The organism is Synechococcus sp. M16.1 (genome assembly GCF_014279895.1).
GTDB lineage: Bacteria > Cyanobacteriota > Cyanobacteriia > PCC-6307 > Cyanobiaceae > Parasynechococcus.
Window position 1 is genome coordinate 1,272,976 of sequence record NZ_CP047954.1, and the last position, 14,772, is coordinate 1,287,747.

Annotated in this window: 15 protein-coding genes; 5 read left to right on the forward strand and 10 right to left on the reverse strand. The window is 64.0% G+C overall.

Annotation, left to right across the window (positions count from 1 at the left end; translation table 11 throughout):
• Positions 1 to 6: 6 nt before the first annotated feature.
• From SynM161_RS07375 to SynM161_RS07385, 3 genes are all read right to left on the reverse strand, one after another.
• Positions 7 to 198, reverse strand: coding sequence for a hypothetical protein (locus SynM161_RS07375; protein ID WP_186540582.1), 192 nt, complete (start codon positions 196 to 198; stop codon positions 7 to 9).
• 38 nt (positions 199 to 236) lie between these two features.
• On the reverse strand, positions 237 to 1,340 hold the full coding sequence (locus SynM161_RS07380) for a glycoside hydrolase family 10 protein (protein ID WP_255441989.1): 1,104 nt from the start codon (positions 1,338 to 1,340) through the stop codon (positions 237 to 239).
• A gap of 147 nt (positions 1,341 to 1,487) precedes the next feature.
• Complete coding sequence (locus SynM161_RS07385; RefSeq protein ID WP_115161855.1) at positions 1,488 to 2,483, reverse strand: ribose-phosphate pyrophosphokinase; 996 nt, start codon at positions 2,481 to 2,483, stop codon at positions 1,488 to 1,490.
• 56 nt (positions 2,484 to 2,539) lie between these two features.
• Between SynM161_RS07385 and SynM161_RS07390 the strand changes: the two genes are divergently transcribed.
• On the forward strand, positions 2,540 to 3,040 hold the full coding sequence (locus SynM161_RS07390; RefSeq protein WP_186540586.1) for a hypothetical protein: 501 nt from the start codon (positions 2,540 to 2,542) through the stop codon (positions 3,038 to 3,040).
• Here SynM161_RS07390 and SynM161_RS07395 read toward each other — a convergent pair.
• On the reverse strand, positions 3,037 to 3,969 hold the full coding sequence (locus SynM161_RS07395) for an LCP family protein (RefSeq protein ID WP_186540588.1): 933 nt from the start codon (positions 3,967 to 3,969) through the stop codon (positions 3,037 to 3,039). The genes SynM161_RS07390 and SynM161_RS07395 overlap by 4 nt on opposite strands.
• Positions 3,970 to 4,048: 79 nt before the next feature.
• On the opposite strand from SynM161_RS07395, the gene SynM161_RS07400 reads away from it, so the two are divergent.
• Positions 4,049 to 5,077 (forward strand): NAD(P)-dependent oxidoreductase, encoded by a 1,029-nt coding sequence (locus SynM161_RS07400; RefSeq protein WP_186540609.1) that lies wholly within the window; start codon positions 4,049 to 4,051, stop codon positions 5,075 to 5,077.
• Positions 5,078 to 5,109: 32 nt separating this feature from the next.
• Positions 5,110 to 6,678, forward strand: a complete 1,569-nt coding sequence (gene malQ, locus SynM161_RS07405; protein WP_186540626.1) for a 4-alpha-glucanotransferase — start codon at positions 5,110 to 5,112, stop codon at positions 6,676 to 6,678.
• On the opposite strand, the gene SynM161_RS07410 is transcribed toward malQ, so the two are convergent.
• The 6 genes from SynM161_RS07410 to SynM161_RS07435 form a co-directional block, all read right to left on the reverse strand.
• Positions 6,612 to 7,547: a helix-turn-helix domain-containing protein gene (locus SynM161_RS07410; RefSeq protein ID WP_255441741.1), complete on the reverse strand. Its 936-nt coding sequence runs from the start codon at positions 7,545 to 7,547 to the stop codon at positions 6,612 to 6,614. The two genes, malQ and SynM161_RS07410, sit on opposite strands and share 67 nt — an antisense overlap.
• Positions 7,523 to 8,275 (reverse strand): pseudouridine synthase, encoded by a 753-nt coding sequence (locus SynM161_RS07415; RefSeq protein WP_186540628.1) that lies wholly within the window; start codon positions 8,273 to 8,275, stop codon positions 7,523 to 7,525. Before SynM161_RS07415 ends, SynM161_RS07410 begins: the two co-directional genes overlap by 25 nt.
• Positions 8,272 to 9,414, reverse strand: coding sequence for a cell wall metabolism sensor histidine kinase WalK (locus SynM161_RS07420; RefSeq protein ID WP_186540630.1), 1,143 nt, complete (start codon positions 9,412 to 9,414; stop codon positions 8,272 to 8,274). The genes SynM161_RS07415 and SynM161_RS07420 overlap by 4 nt, the downstream gene beginning before the upstream one ends.
• A gap of 7 nt (positions 9,415 to 9,421) precedes the next feature.
• On the reverse strand, positions 9,422 to 10,150 hold the full coding sequence (locus SynM161_RS07425; protein ID WP_186542600.1) for a response regulator transcription factor: 729 nt from the start codon (positions 10,148 to 10,150) through the stop codon (positions 9,422 to 9,424).
• Positions 10,151 to 10,221: 71 nt separating this feature from the next.
• A complete protein-coding gene (locus SynM161_RS07430) occupies positions 10,222 to 10,641 on the reverse strand; it encodes a hypothetical protein (RefSeq protein ID WP_006850033.1) in 420 nt (139 codons plus the stop codon).
• Positions 10,642 to 10,712: 71 nt separating this feature from the next.
• Positions 10,713 to 12,362 (reverse strand): AarF/ABC1/UbiB kinase family protein, encoded by a 1,650-nt coding sequence (locus SynM161_RS07435; protein ID WP_186540631.1) that lies wholly within the window; start codon positions 12,360 to 12,362, stop codon positions 10,713 to 10,715.
• 50 nt (positions 12,363 to 12,412) lie between these two features.
• Here SynM161_RS07435 and SynM161_RS07440 point away from each other — a divergent pair, with 50 nt between their 5' ends.
• Positions 12,413 to 13,816, forward strand: coding sequence for an aminotransferase class I/II-fold pyridoxal phosphate-dependent enzyme (locus SynM161_RS07440; RefSeq protein WP_186540632.1), 1,404 nt, complete (start codon positions 12,413 to 12,415; stop codon positions 13,814 to 13,816).
• Between the two features lie 84 nt (positions 13,817 to 13,900).
• The gene (locus tag SynM161_RS07445; protein ID WP_186540633.1) at positions 13,901 to 14,767 is read left to right on the forward strand and encodes a phosphatidate cytidylyltransferase; all 867 of its coding nucleotides are present in this window, start codon (positions 13,901 to 13,903) and stop codon (positions 14,765 to 14,767) included.
• The last annotated feature ends 5 nt before the right edge of the window (positions 14,768 to 14,772 follow it).

A 14,772-nucleotide genomic window follows, 5' to 3' on the forward strand; every position in this document is an offset into this window, starting at 1 on the left:
ACACATCTAAAAGCCTTTGGCACGTCTTCGCCCCTTCGGTTGCATCACTTCAATTGTTGTTGGCCGTGTCTTGCTGGAATACCAAATGCGTTGCGCTGCGTCGTAGCTCTCGACATCCTTGAACGACCCATCACACAACCAGACGCGGTAGTGATGACGGTCATAGGGGTCGGAACTGGTTTCGGTGAACTGTTTCATGCAACTCAATAACGATCGTGTCGAGCTAGGTCTGCTGGTCAATCAGATCCAAGCCTGGTGAATGCTGCGCGGCGAGGATCTCGATACCGCTCCGCCACATGCTTGCCCCATAAGCCTTCCCAGTAGAAGAAGATCACGCCATGACCGCGTTGCCGGGCCAGGCGGACTTTTTGTTCCAGAACGGCCATCGAGGTGGTGCGTTTGCCGAATCCCGCCAACACGCCAATCTGCGAAGGGATGCCCCAGCTGCGCACTTTGCGCAGCGCCGGCTGATCCAGGTCTTTGGCGAATCCTCGAACCGAATAGGCATAGTTCTGAACCACCAACTCTTCAATCAGTCCGCCCAAAGCCCAGAGCTCCCAGTCCTGCAGCCAGAGGTTGTAGGCCGAACGGAAGGGACCTGGAGACAGGCTGATTCGGGTGGAAAGGCGCTCCTGCTTGAGACGTTGCCGCAACTCACGCAAGAGAGAGGTGAGTTGATTGCGCCGCCATTTCATCCACTGCCGATTGCTGTGATCCCGAGGAGGGACCCGTCCCGTCTCCTGCCGGTATAACGCCACGGTGGTGGGGTCATAACCGAACTGAACCGGCCAGGCGAAGTGGTCGTCCAGTTGCAGGCCATCCATCGGACAGCGCTTCAGGGTTTCCACCACCAAACCGATGAAACGGGCACGAACCTCCGGATGGGCAGGATTGAGCCAAGCCATCCGATGGTTGCCATGCATCGCCATCCAACGCTGGCCATTGGCTTTGGCCAACACCCAGCTGGGGTTGTTGCGCACAACGGATGAATCGGCCGGCTCCATCAAGCCGTACTCAAACCAGGGCATCACCTTGATGCCACGGCGCCGACCTTCAGCCGCCAGGGTGCAGATGGGATCAAGACCGACCCCAGCCTTCTGCAGCGGCGGCTCCACTGGAGCGAAGCGGCTGCGATGAAACGTGGTGCCACGGCTCCAGACATTGGGCACCACGCGATTGAAGCCCGCATCCTGCAGCTGTTGCATCGCAGCGCTGATGCGCGTCCGGTCGTAATAGAGCTGGCTGGGGCTGTTGGTCAGCCACACCCCCATCGTGCTGCGATTTCGGAGCAACCGGTCCAATCGGGACTCAGCCATCAGAGGTGCGGGAAGCCCCGCCATCAGGCTGGCCAGAGCAATACCAAACAGAGGCTTCCACCGCTGAGCCAACGCCGTTGAAGCACCGGGCCTCAAGGATGGCGCGGATCAACCGTGATCAAGCCGAACCAAGCCCGATCGTTCAACAGTCCATGGGGCCGCGGCCAACGATCAGCGGAACATCGAGCTCACAGAGCTCTCTTCATGGATGCGCCAGATCGCTTCCCCAAGCATGTTGGCCACAGAGAGCACCTTCAGCTGAGGGAAGACCCGGTCCTGCGGGATCGGGATGCTGTTGGTTACCACCACCTGCTCAAACAGGCCCTCGACGGACAGGCGTTCGCTGGCGGGGGGAGAGAAGACGGCGTGGGTGGCGCAGGCCAGCACCCGCTTGGCCCCTTGCTCCCTCAACAAGCGAGCGCCGGCGCAGATCGTGCCGCCGGTGTCGATCATGTCGTCGATCAGGATCGCTGTCCGCCCCGCCACATCACCAATCACCGTGAGGCTTTCGGCCATGTTGTGGCCGGTGCGGCGCTTGTCGATGATCGCCAGCGGGGCATCGTTCATCTGCTTGGCGAAGGCCCGGGCCCGCGCCACACCGCCCACATCCGGAGACACCACGACGACATCCCCCAGATCCTGGGTGGAGAGGTAGTCCACCAGCACGGGAGAACCGTAGATGTGATCGCAGGGAATATCGAAATAACCCTGAATCTGGGCGGAGTGCAGGTCCATTGCCAGCACGCGGTCAACGCCCGACTTCACCAACAGGTTGGCCGTGAGCTTGGCGGTGATCGATTCACGACCAGCGGTCTTGCGGTCGGCTCGGGCGTAGCCGTAGTAAGGCACCACCGCGGTGATCTGCCGTGCAGAAGCCCGTCTGCAGGCATCCACCATGATCAGGAGCTCCATCAGGTGATCGTTCACCGGTGCGCAGGTGGGCTGGATCAGGAACACGTCGCAGCCACGGATCGACTCCTGGATCTGCACGTAGAGCTCACCGTCGGCAAAACGCTTGCAGACGCGGGGACCATCAGGCACCCCGAGATACGCGGAAATCTCCTTGGCCAGAGCAGGGTTCGAGGTGCCGCTGAACAGGCGCAGACGGCGACTGTCCGGGGTCATCTGCTCCTGTTCGGCACGGGCTGCTGTCAGGAAACTTGTCACGGCGCCCGCGGAACGAATTCTGCTGTAATCCGATGGTAGAGGTGAGCAGTGCCCCCATGTCCACAGGTTTCCCACTGTTGGTGGGTGCGGGCCCCCTGCCTGAACTCAAAATGCGTAAGGCCTGCGAAGCCCTGGCAAGGGCTTGCCGATGCCCTCTCACCACGGTGGCCAGTGGTGCATCACCGGCTGAGGTTCTGCAGACCAACCCGGCGGCAACAGGGCTGGTGCGGCTCAGCGGCGACGCAGCCCGGCCGACCCCGCAGGGTGATGCCAGCTGGCTGCAGGCCCTGGCCGACTGGCGTCAGCCGGTGCTGCTGCTGACCACTGCTGAACAGGACGGTTCAATCTCTGGCGCAGCCGCGGCCTACGCCGCTCTCTGCCGGGAACTGCAGGTGCCCCTGTTGGGCCTGGTGCAGCTCCAGGGCCCCTGGAACGGCCCAGCGCGACGCCGGGACGGCCTCAGCTGGCTGGGCTGGATCCCCGATGAACAGCATCCGGAACAGAGCGAGTGCATCGACGCCCTCGCCCGGAGGCTGCAACTCCGCAGCCCCGCTTAAGGCTGGGGCCAGAGGGGAAGGCTGGCTCCGGCGTCGATCTGGCGCAAGGTCTGCTCACCGGCCCGCTCGGCCAGGGGCAGCCGGCTGATCCGTGCGGGTTCAGGGCTGGCGATGATCGCCGCGGCCAGGCTCAGCTGCTCCGAACGACTGAGGTTGGTCTCCAGCTCAGTGTTCAGTTGGTTCACCAAACCAGGGATCACTTCGATTCCACTGGGGGCCTTGACCTGTTCGATCAGACCCTCAACAAGGATGTTTTGGCGTTGGCGACGCTGGGGGACAGCCTTGGGATCGGGCAGATGGCGCACCAGCTGTTCCGCCTGGGCACCGTTGAGACGCTGTCGTCCGGCCTGGAGCATGACGGTGTAGTCCTGCGTCTTGTCCTGACGTTTGTAGGAGTCGCTCAACACCACCTCCACCTCGCCCAGACCATCCACCAGGCGGCGTAGGGCAGCACGAGGCATCACCACATAGCGCTTGGGATCACCCTGCTGAAGACCAACAATGTCGCGGATGGCATCGCCAAGAAGACTGACGCCACCCCGTCGCCACAACTGAGCCAAGCGTCCCGGATTCTCTTCGCCAGGGAGCTGAACAGCGAGCTCCGTGGGGATCTGGAGAACCTGAAGCGGCTCCTGGGCGGCAATGCGAAGCAACAGCAGTGCATCGGCATTGGGGGGCCCCTTGGGCGCGGCCTGATTGGAGGCGGCACCCAGCCGATCCGCATCAACACCGATCACCAACACCGTCACCGGGACCTCCGGGAAGGGGGCCAGAGTTTTAGGTTGATCCGCACTCAGCGGAGCGCCCGCGGCAACGCGATCGGGTTTTGGCCAGAGGGTCGCCATCAACCACCCGGTCACACCAATCCCCAGCACGGCAGCACCGACACACAGCGCACCGCGAACTCGGGATGGCGACAACCAGTTCATTTCGCTGGACGAACCGCAATGGCGCTTAGTTTCGCCCAGATCTCCAGTTCCTAGCCTGGGCCCCGTGAAGCCGTCATCGATGTCCCTCCGCCACGACTACCGCAGCCGACCACCCGAACAGGTGCGCGTGGTGGTGTTCGGAGCCACGGGCTACATCGGCCGCTTTGTGGTGAAGGAACTGGTGGACCGGGGCTACCAGGTGATCGCCTTCGCACGCGAGCGCAGCGGCATCGGTGGTCGTCAGAGCAAAGACGAGGTGATCGCCGATTTCCCGGGTGCTGAGGTGCGCTTCGGGGATGTCACCGATCCAGCCTCAATCGCAGCCGAGGCCTTCGATCAACCCACGGATGTGGTGGTGAGTTGCCTGGCGTCCCGCACCGGCGGCCGCAAGGATTCCTGGGCGATTGACCACGCAGCAACCCTCAACACTTATGAGCAGGGACGGGCAGCCGGGGTGGCCCACTACGTGCTGCTCTCGGCCATCTGTGTGCAGAAGCCGCTGCTGGAATTTCAGAAGGCGAAGCTGGCCTTCGAAGCCGTGTTGCAGGCGGATGAGGAGATGAGCCACTCCATCGTTCGCCCCACCGCCTTTTTCAAAAGCCTGGGCGGACAGGTGGAAAGCTGCCGCAAGGGCGGCCCCTACGTGATGTTCGGAGGTGGAACCCTCGCCAGCTGCAAGCCGATCAGCGAAGCCGATCTGGCCCGGTTCATGGCCGACTGCATCCATGACGAGTCCAAACGCAACCAGGTGCTGCCCATTGGGGGGCCGGGTCCGGCACTAAGCGCCCGGGAGCAGGGAGAGATGCTCTTCCGCGCTCTCAACAAGCCCGAACGGATGCTGTCGGTGCCGATTGCCCTGATGGATGCACCGATCGCCGTGCTGGACGCCCTGGCTCGCGTGTTCCCAGGCATCAACGACACGGCGGAATTTGGTCGGATCGGCCGCTACTACGCCAGCGAATCGATGCTCGTCTGGGACGAGCAGAAGCAGTGCTACGACGCGGATGCAACGCCGTCCTATGGAACCGACACGCTGGAGCAGTTCTTTGAGCGCGTGGCCCGGGAGGGCATGGCCGGGCAGGACCTGGGGGATGCGGCGCTGTTCTGAAGCCGCCATCCTTGGGTGACAAAGGCCCCCCCATGGATCACTCCACCGTTGACCCGGCCAAGGCCGGGAGGGGGCGCAGCACCGGGGTGCTGCTGCATCCCACCGCTCTGCCTGGCAGCCCCGTCTGCGGCAGCTTTGGTGAGCCCTGCCGCCGTTGGCTCCAGCTGCTGGCCGACCATGGCATCGGCGTCTGGCAGATGCTGCCCCTGTCCCCGCCGGATCCCACCGGCTCGCCCTACAGCTCTCCCTCCTGCAATGCCCTGAACCCCTGGTTCCTCGACGGCCAAGACCTGGCCAACGAGGGGTACATCGGCGAAGAAGCGCTCAGGGCCGCTCCAGGGGCTGATGCAGCGCTGGAGGGTGCGGAGCGTGTGGAGTTCCAGCTGGCCCAGCAACAGGCCAGTGCCCTGGGGGATGCCCTGCTTGACGCCTGGCCTGAGCAGGATCAGGTGCGACATGACGCCTTCAATCGCTGGGCGCAACAGCAGCGCAGCTGGCTGCAGGACCATGCCCGTTTCCAGGTTCTGCACGATCAACACAACACCGCTTGGTGGGAGTGGCCGCTGCCGCTGGCCCGGCATGACAACAAAGCCCTCAAGACCTGGGCGCAGCAACACGATGACGCGTTGCTGCGGGAACAGCTGATCCAATGGCAGCTCGACCGGCAGTGGCAGGCAATCCGCCGCCAGGCGACCAACCTGGGCATCCAGCTGTTTGGCGATCTGCCCTTCTATGTGAGCAGTGACAGCGCCGATGTCTGGAGCAACCGTTCGCTCTTCACCGTCAAGGAGAACGGCCAGCTCACCACCCAGAGCGGTGTTCCGCCCGATTACTTCTCGGCAACCGGACAGCTGTGGGGCTCACCGGTGTACCGCTGGGGACAACATCGAATCACGCGCTTCCGCTGGTGGCGGCAAAGAATTGCGCGCCAGCGGGAGATGGTGGATCTGCTGCGCCTGGATCACTTCCGGGCCCTTGCGGCCTTCTGGGCCGTCCCCGGAGGAGACAGCACCGCAGAGAACGGACAGTGGCAGCCCTCGCCGGGTCACGCCCTGCTGCGCAAGCTGCGCAGGGATGCCGGTGGCTCTCTCCCCTTGATTGCCGAGGATCTCGGCGTGATCACACCGGATGTGGAACAACTCCGCGATGCCTTCCGGTTGCCGGGCATGAAAGTGCTGCAGTTCGCATTCGACGGCGCATCCGACAACCCCTATCTGCCGGAAAACACCGATGGGCATCGCTGGGTCGTCTACACCGGCACCCACGACAACCCCACAACGCTGGGCTGGTGGAACGCGTTGGATGCCGACAGCCGCGCCCGCATCGCCACGCGGGTGAATGGTGAGATCAGTGCTCCGGCCTGGCATCTGCTCGACATGGCCTTTGCCACAACCGCAGGCCTGGTGATCGCCCCATTGCAGGACCTGATGCACCTCGACGACCGGGCCAGGTTCAACACCCCCGGCACCTGCGACGGCAATTGGAGCTGGAGGCTGGGCAGCTTTGATGCCGCGCTGGGGAATGCCCTGGGCGGCTACGGGAGCAGGGGAGCGGTCTGGGGGAGGTCGCTCTCCGGAGCCGGCAATTTGTTGACCCGGTAGATCCCCGGCCGCTCTTGATCCACAGGCAGAGGCTCTCCATTCCAGAGCACCTGATCCTCAGCACCAGCCGGAGGGTCCAGGCGCACCTCGATCGGGGCCATCAACTGCAGAGTGAGCGTGCCGGCGCTCGTTGCGAATTGAACCCGATCTCCCCCACCGCTGGAGAGCTGCAGCTCTCTTGGCTCAGCCACAACAACCTCCAGCACCCCCTGGGACTGCGGCAGGGCATCCCGCACCAGATCAAGCCACTGCTGAGGCGTGCGTTTCTGAACCTGTTCCAGGGGGCGCAGGGCCGCGATGCCTTCGTCTGAACCCACCGGGTTCGGACCACGGCTAATCGCCTCCACATCAGCACGCACTGGTTCGAGGCTGAGGCTGTTGCGCAGGGCCAGGTCCTGTTGTTGACGGTTGATGGCCAGCAGGCTGAAGGCGATCACTGCCGCATAAACGACCGTTCCCTGCCACGTGGTGAACACATCGATGTTGCCCAGGGTGAAGCGACCCAGGCCCGCTTTGGCGGGTCCGCGGCGGAGCAACACCGGCGGGGGAAGCAGGGGGGCGAGGCATCCGCCGGGCAGGGCCAGGCGACGCTCGATCTGAGGAAGCATCGAGGCGAGGTAGGCCCGCTCGGGCAGGCGATCACGCCAGCCCCGCTCCAGGGCCTCGATCACGGGGGTGGTGATCCGGGTCTCATTGGCCAGATCACGCAGCGAGAGGCCCAGCTCCTCGCGGCGCCGTCGCAGCAGCAGCCCCAGATCCTGACGCTGCTGCTCCTGGGCCTCAACCGTGCCGGCATCAGGGCTGGAACCCTTGCGCGGACGTCGCCACCAAAGTCCTGGACGCTTCAGTCGCATGGGCTGTTGGGCCACTCCATCGGGTCAGCCCGTTTGAGCAAGGGCTTCCATTCTCCCTCGCTCAACCAGATCCAGCACCCCTCGGCCAGATCACCGAGCGGCAACCCAGCAATGGCCGTGCGCTGCAGGTCCAGCACCGGATGGCCCAGGGCTTCCGCCATCCGGCGGATCTGTCGGTTGCGCCCTTCCCGCAGCTCAATTTCCAGAAGCGAGCGGTCACCCCAGGCCCGCAACCGGCGCACCCGAGCGGGGCGGGTCAAGCGTCCATCCAAAGGCAGACCCCGACGCCAGCGATCGAGGACCGGCTCCGGCGGCACACCCTTCACCCACACCCGGTAGGTCTTGGCGTGGCTGTAACGCGGGTGGGTGAGCTTCAAGGTGAGCTCACCCAGATCGGTGAGCAGAAGCGCACCATGGCTGTCGGCATCCAGACGGCCAACGGAGTGAAGACCAGCCCGATGCTGCGGGGGCAGCAGGTCCAGCACCGTGCGGCGACCCTGCGGGTCATCGCAGCTGCAGATCACCCCCACCGGCTTGTTGATCAGCAGAACCCGCGCCACACCACGGGACGGCAACGGCAGACCATCCACATGAATCGTCTGCTGCTGCGGATCGGCCTGGTCGCCAACGCGGGCGATCTGTCCATCCACCGTCACGCGGCCGGCCTGCAGCCATTCCTCAGCCCGGCGCCTGGAGCAGAGGCCGGCAGCAGCGATCAGTTTCTGCAGGCGCTGGCGCGTCATTGCAGGGGTTCCCGGGGCAGGAGCAGATCCATGCAGGCTCCACCGGCGGGATGGTTGCGAGCTTCGATGCGGCCGCCATGGTTAACGGCGATCTGCTGCACGATCGCCAGTCCCAGGCCACTGCCGCTGCGGTTGGAGCGGGTGCGGGAGGGATCCCCCCGATAGAAGCGTTGAAACATGCGCGTGAGATCGGCCTCACTCAAGCCAGGGCCATGGTCACGAATGCTGAGCAACCACCAGCCACCGCTCTGGCGGACGGACACGTCGATGCTGCTCTCATCAGGGGAGTAGCGCAGGGCATTGTCGAGAAGGTTGAGCACCGCACGGTGCAACCGGCGCTGATCACCACGCAGGGGGCCGGATTCGCTGCGGTCCAGCTGCAGCGTCACCCGCCGTTCCTCCGCGATCGGGCCAATGGATCCCCAGGCGCTGTCCACCAGATCCTCCAGGGTGAGGGGCACATGCTCGCTGTCGTCCTGCGGCAGGCTGTTTTCCAACCGCGACAGCTCCAGCAGGTCTTCCACCAGCAGCTGAAGACGCCGGAGTTCCTTCTGCAGCCGTTGCACCAGAGCCGTGTCGTCTTCCTTGACGGCCAGTTCCAGCCGATCGCTCACCAGCATCAGGGCGGTGAGGGGGGTCTTGAGCTCATGGGCCACATCACTCACCCAGCGTTCCTGCTGCTGTTGCTGGGCTTCGAGGGACTGACGGCTCTGGATCAGCACCAGCCAGCATTCGTCACTGCCCGGCAGAACAACTGCCTCCAGCGGGGTCCCCTGTTGATCCCATTCACAACGCTGGGAACGCAGCTGATAGCGGCTGCTGAAGATCAACTCCTCCAAGACAGGAATGTCGAGGACATCCCGGAGCTTCATGCCACGAACCAGGCGATTGGAGGGGATATGAAGAAGGCGTTCGGCCCGGTCGTTGATGTAGGCGATGGAGTGGTCCGGGGCCAGGATCATCCAGCCCTGGGTGGCCGCATCAATCCAGGCCAGCAGCTGGGGAGCGTTCAAGACGATGGAGCGATCCTTGGACGTTCGCTTCGACGTTCCCTTGGACACCAGAACGCGGCGTCGACGCTGCAGCAGAAGCGTGATCCCAATGCCAGCTGCAAAGCCGAGTGCGGCGGAGATCACCACAGCACCCTCAGCCGAAGCGATAACCGAAGCCGCGAACCGTACGGATCAACTGAGGCGATGAGGGCTCCTGCTCAACCTTTTCCCGCAGCCAGCGGATGTGAACATCCACGGTTTTGGTGTCACCGATGAAGTCGACACCCCAGATTTTCTCCAGCAGCTGATCGCGACTCCAGACGCGCTTGGGGTTCTGGATGAACAGCTCGAGGATCTTGTATTCCTTGGGAGAGAGTGTGAGGTCCGTTCCATCCCGGGTGACCCTGCATTCACTGGGATACAGGCACAGGTTGGCGTGAGTGAAGGAATGCTGTTGGGAGGGCGACGTCTCCGATTGACTTGACCGACGCAGTAAGGCCCTGCAACGGGCCACCAGTTCGCGCAGCCCAAAGGGTTTGACCAGGTAATCGTCGGCGCCCACCTCAAGCCCCAACACCCGATCGGTCTCACTGTCACGGGCGCTGATCACCAGGATCGGGGTGGTGTTGTTGATGCGACGGAGCTCGCGGCAAAGGTCAAGCCCCCCCAAGCCGGGGAGCATCAGATCGAGCACGATCAGATCCACCGGATCTGAAGTTTCAGCGGTGATCAGATTGAGGGCTGAGGCGCCATCGGCGCAGGTTTGCACCTCAAAACCTTCCGCGCGCAGGGCCTCTCCGACTGTTTCCCGGATGCTGTCGTCGTCTTCCACCACGAGGAGACGACGGGTGGAGACAGCCGCAGACAGGGTTGTCACGTCCATAAGGCGGGAGCGCATCCATTCTGACCGAGGACGAAACCCGACAAAGCAGAACAGCGGCTTCGCTTAAGGGCTTAGAAGAATTCGTCGAAGTTGTCGAAATCAACCGCTTTGAACTTGCCCGCTTCTACCTGCTGCATCAGGCGCTCCAGCTGAGAGAACAAGGCACCACCGGTCAGCAGCGAGAGCAGCAGGGCCACCAGCAGGGCAGCGCCAGAGGCAAACCCGAAGATCTGAAGGCAGCAACCGATGAACAGGGTGACCCCGATGAGGGTGCCGGCATAGCTGAGGTTGATCTCGGCAGTCCCCAGGGGCATCAGAGGGAGTCGGTCCTGCTTCCAGCCATCCAGTTTGTTCTGCACCTGACGGCCGAAGGTGAGGCCGCAGAGCACACCCATCAACAGACCGATACCCGCCAGCAGGTAGGGGGGCTGGGGCAGGGTCATCATCTGGAGCAGCTGCTCAAGCTCCTGGGCGCTGATCTCCTCAGGCATCGACGCCGATCTCAAAGAGCTGAGACCTTAGCGGTGAGTTCCACAATCTCGCTGGAATCGTGATCTCGGGATCACGCTGCCGCCAACGGGTTGAGGCGCTGCAACAGGCCGCCGGCCAGACGCCCTGGGCCGAAGGTGCGACCCAGCAGGCCGACCAGGGCACGCACGTCGTCGGTGTGAAGACGATCGTCACGGATCAGCGTCATCAGCAGACGTTTGCGCAGGTCGGCACCATCTCGGCTGAGCAGCAGCCGCAGACCTGCCCCAGCCACAGGGATCAATTCCTTCCCAGGAGCGGGAGCGTCCTGACCCACCACATCCAGCAAGCTTTCGAGCCGATCCAGGCGCAGGCGGCCTGATTCATCAAAGATCACCTCCAGCAGCTTCTCGCGCATTTCGCTGGTGTCACCCGCCAACAGTCGACGGGCCACGTACGGATAGGCCACAGCAATGATTCGGAAGTTCGGATCCAGCCGCAAGGCAAGGCCTTCCTGACTGACGACGGCCCGGATGATCAAGGCGAAGCGCGCCGGAACCCGGAAGGGGTAATCGAACATCAGCTCCGAGAAACGGTCGGTGATCGCCTTGAAGTTGAACGATCCAACCGAGTCGCCGAGGCTGCCGCCGAGCACCTCTTCAAGGGCAGGAATGATCGGAGTGAGATCGGCCGTGGGGCTGAGAAACCCGAGGGATTGGAAGTCCTTGGCCAACCCGGAGAAGTCACGGTTGATCAGGTGCACCACAGCACCGGTGAGGGTGAGCCGGTCGCTATCGCTGATGGAATCCATCATCCCGAAGTCGACATACCCCACATGGCCGAGATCGCCGGTGCGACCCGGCAGGGCGAAGAGGTTGCCGGGGTGGGGGTCGGCATGGAAATAGCCGAACTCCAGGAGTTGCTGCAGGCCGCAGATCACGCCGGTGCGGATCAACGCCGTTGGGTCAAGACGCTGGGAACGCAGCTCTTCGCTGTCACGCATCTTGGCGCCATCGATCCAGGTGGTGGTCAGCACCCGGGTGGAGCTGAGCATCCGCTCCACCTTCGGGATGTAGACCGCATCGTTATCTGCAAAAAGCGCCGAAAACCGCTCGGCATTTGCCGCTTCCAGGCCGTAATCGATCTCCTCGAACAGGCTGCGGCCGAACTCATCAATGATTCCGCCCAGCCCGAAACCGAGGTTGAGCGGCAGCAACGGCGCCGTCATCACCCCCAAAGCCCGGATCAACAGCAGATCCCGCCGCAGGATGAAGGTGAGATTGGGCCGCTGCACCTTCACCGCAACCCAGTGCTGGCCCTGCAGACGGGCCTTGTACACCTGGCCCAGGCTGGCGGCGGCGATCGGGGTGTCGGGAAACTCCTCAAACAATTCCTCTGCCGGCGCACCGAGTTCCTCGCGGATGCAAGCCAGGGCGGTGGCATGGGGAAAGGCCGGCAGATCGTCCTGCAGGCGTGTCAGTTCCTCCAGCCAGTCCCGACGCACCAGATCAGGTCGGGTGGAGAGGGCCTGTCCCAGCTTGATGAAGCAGGGCCCCAGACCCGTCAGGGTGTTGAGAATGCGACGCGCCAGCCCCTGCTGAACGGCGGGGTCATTGCTGCCTCCACGCAACAGCAGCACCAGCACCAGCCCCGCCAGGGACCACAGCACCTGAACAAGGCGCGGAATGGCGACCCAGGGACGCAGCAGCAGCCAGCCGAGATCCCGCCCGGGGTCGTAACGCATCGCATCGCGCTGAGTACAGAGAGAGACTTTAAGGAGATCAGGGGGATTTGATGGCGCTTCTGCCCCAGCTCACCCGTCGCCTCGGTCAGCCCCTGTTTCTGCCGGCCCACGGACGGGGGGCTGCCCTTCCGGATGGACTGCGTCAATTGCTGCGACGCCGCGCCGGCGTCTGGGACCTGCCGGAACTACCAGCCCTTGGCGGTCCGCTGGAGGCGGACGGCGCCATCGCAGACAGCCAACGCTCCGCCGCGGCAGCGATGGGGGTGGCGCGCTGCTGGTACGGGGTGAACGGGGCCACGGGGTTGCTGCAGGCCGCACTGCTGGCCATGGTCCGGCCCGGAGAGCGGGTGCTGCTGCCCCGCAACGTGCATCGCAGCCTGATTCAGGCCTGCGTTCTTGGGGACCTGCGGCCGGTGCTGTTCGATCTCCCCTTTCAAAGCGACCGGGGCCAGCCGGCACCGGCGGATTCGGCCTGGATCGAACGGGTGCTTCAGGCCCTACCCCGCGATGGAGCCCCCCTCCGTGCTGCAGTTCTGGTGCATCCCACCTACCAGGGCTATGCCAATGACCCAACGGCAGTAATTCAGCGGCTGCAGCAACAGGGCTGTTGCGTGCTGGTGGATGAAGCCCACGGCTGTCATTTCGCCGCTGGGGTGGACCATCCCCTCCCCCCCAGCTCTCTGCACTGCGGCGCTGATCTGGTGGTGCATTCCCTGCAGAAGTCGGCTGCAGCACTGGCGCAAACAGCGGTGCTCTGGCTGCAGGGGGAGCGTCTGGATCCCGTGCGCGTGGAACGCAGCCTGGGCCTGCTGCAAACCACCAGCCCCAGTGCGCTGCTGCTGGCCTCCTGCGAAGAAGCTCTTCAACACTGGCAGCGGCCCAAGGGACGCCGTCAGTTGCTGCAGCGTCTGCAGGAGGCGGAAGCGCTCGCCGATGGCCTGCGCCATAGCGGCGTGCCTCTGCTGAGCAACCAGGATCCTCTGCGCCTGATCCTGCACACGGGGCAGGCGGGCATCACCGGCCTGGATGCCGACGATTGGTTCCTGCCCCGCGGGTTGGTGGGCGAATTGCCGGAGCCAGCCAGCCTCACCCTCTGCCTGGGGCTGGCACGCCATAGAGGGCTGGAGCGGCAAATGAGACACCACTGGCAGAACCTGCTGCAGAGCTTCCCCGATCGCACTCCCTTGCCGGCCTTCGAAGCTTCACCGCTTCCGCTGGTCACCTCCCCAGCCCAGTCACCAACCCAGGCCTGGACGGCGGAGCATCAACAGGTGGCGTTGAAGGATGCGGAAGGGTGCATCGCGGCTGAATTGCTGTGCCCTTACCCACCGGGCATCCCCCTGCTGATTCCCGGCGAACGCCTCGATCGCCAGCGGCAGCACTGGCTTGAACGCCAGCAGCTGTTCTGGGGAGACCAGATCCCCGACGCACTTTCTGTGGTGAGCGAGGGCTGATCTGGGACGGCAGAGGTGCCCTCAAACCTCGGGATCACGACCGACAGCGATTGATAGTGTGAAACCAGGACGCCTCCAATCAGCGTGATCCGTGAGGTTGTCCTCGATCAGAGCCAAGCACCAGCGGCCCGAGCAGCCCTGCGCAAGCGCTTGATCAGTGGCCTCGGTGTAGGCGGCTTTGGCCTGCTGGTGGTGAGCCTGGGGGGGTGGTGGTTCACCGCCGCCCTGGGGGGAATGGTGCACCTTGGCCTGCTGGAGTTCTTCCGGATGGCGCAATTCAAGGGAATTCGCCCCGCGACCAAAACCACCCTGGTGGCCTGCCAACTGCTGCTGTTCACCACCCAGTGGGCGATCCAGGGCGGGCTGCCGGCTGATGTGGCTCACGCTGTTCTGCCGCTCTCTGGAGCCGCCATCTGCGGTTGGCTGCTGCTGCAACCGATAACGGGGTCCATCGCCGACATTGCGGCATCGATCTTCGGGCTGTTCTACCTGGGGTTTTTGCCCAGCCACTGGCTGAGTCTGCGCGGTTTGGACAACGGTCTGGAGATCACCCTGTCGGCCTGCCTGATGATCGTGGCCACCGACATCGGCTCCTGGGCCGTGGGACGGCGTTACGGGCGTCGGCCCCTCTCACCGATCTCCCCAGGGAAAACCATCGAAGGAGCGATCGGGGGATTCATCTCGGCCATGCTGATCGGCCTGATCTGCGGCCAGCTGATGGGCTGGGCGCTGCATGGCCTGCCGGGCCTGCTGCTGGGGGCGCTGATCGCTCTGTTCGCCCTGGTGGGAGACCTGACGGAATCGATGATGAAACGCGATGCAGGCGTGAAGGACTCCGGTGACGTGCTGCCCGGCCATGGCGGGATCCTGGACCGGATCGACAGCTATCTGTTCACCCCAGCTGTGGTCTTCTACGCGATCGCTCTGTGCCAACCACTGTTGGCCCCATAAGCAGC

Coding starts and splice junctions, on each gene's coding strand:
- SynM161_RS07440 (WP_186540632.1), top strand. CDS start 12,413: ATGGCGCTTCTGCCCCAGCTCACCCGTCGCCTCGGTCAGCCCCTGTTT.
- SynM161_RS07390 (WP_186540586.1), top strand. CDS start 2,540: ATGTCCACAGGTTTCCCACTGTTGGTGGGTGCGGGCCCCCTGCCTGAA.
- SynM161_RS07375 (WP_186540582.1), bottom strand. CDS start 198: ATGAAACAGTTCACCGAAACCAGTTCCGACCCCTATGACCGTCATCAC.
- SynM161_RS07425 (WP_186542600.1), bottom strand. CDS start 10,150: ATGGACGTGACAACCCTGTCTGCGGCTGTCTCCACCCGTCGTCTCCTC.
- SynM161_RS07380 (WP_255441989.1), bottom strand. CDS start 1,340: ATGGCGGGGCTTCCCGCACCTCTGATGGCTGAGTCCCGATTGGACCGG.
- SynM161_RS07435 (WP_186540631.1), bottom strand. CDS start 12,362: ATGCGTTACGACCCCGGGCGGGATCTCGGCTGGCTGCTGCTGCGTCCC.
- SynM161_RS07430 (WP_006850033.1), bottom strand. CDS start 10,641: ATGCCTGAGGAGATCAGCGCCCAGGAGCTTGAGCAGCTGCTCCAGATG.
- SynM161_RS07395 (WP_186540588.1), bottom strand. CDS start 3,969: ATGAACTGGTTGTCGCCATCCCGAGTTCGCGGTGCGCTGTGTGTCGGT.
- SynM161_RS07400 (WP_186540609.1), top strand. CDS start 4,049: ATGTCCCTCCGCCACGACTACCGCAGCCGACCACCCGAACAGGTGCGC.
- malQ (WP_186540626.1), top strand. CDS start 5,110: ATGGATCACTCCACCGTTGACCCGGCCAAGGCCGGGAGGGGGCGCAGC.
- SynM161_RS07415 (WP_186540628.1), bottom strand. CDS start 8,275: ATGACGCGCCAGCGCCTGCAGAAACTGATCGCTGCTGCCGGCCTCTGC.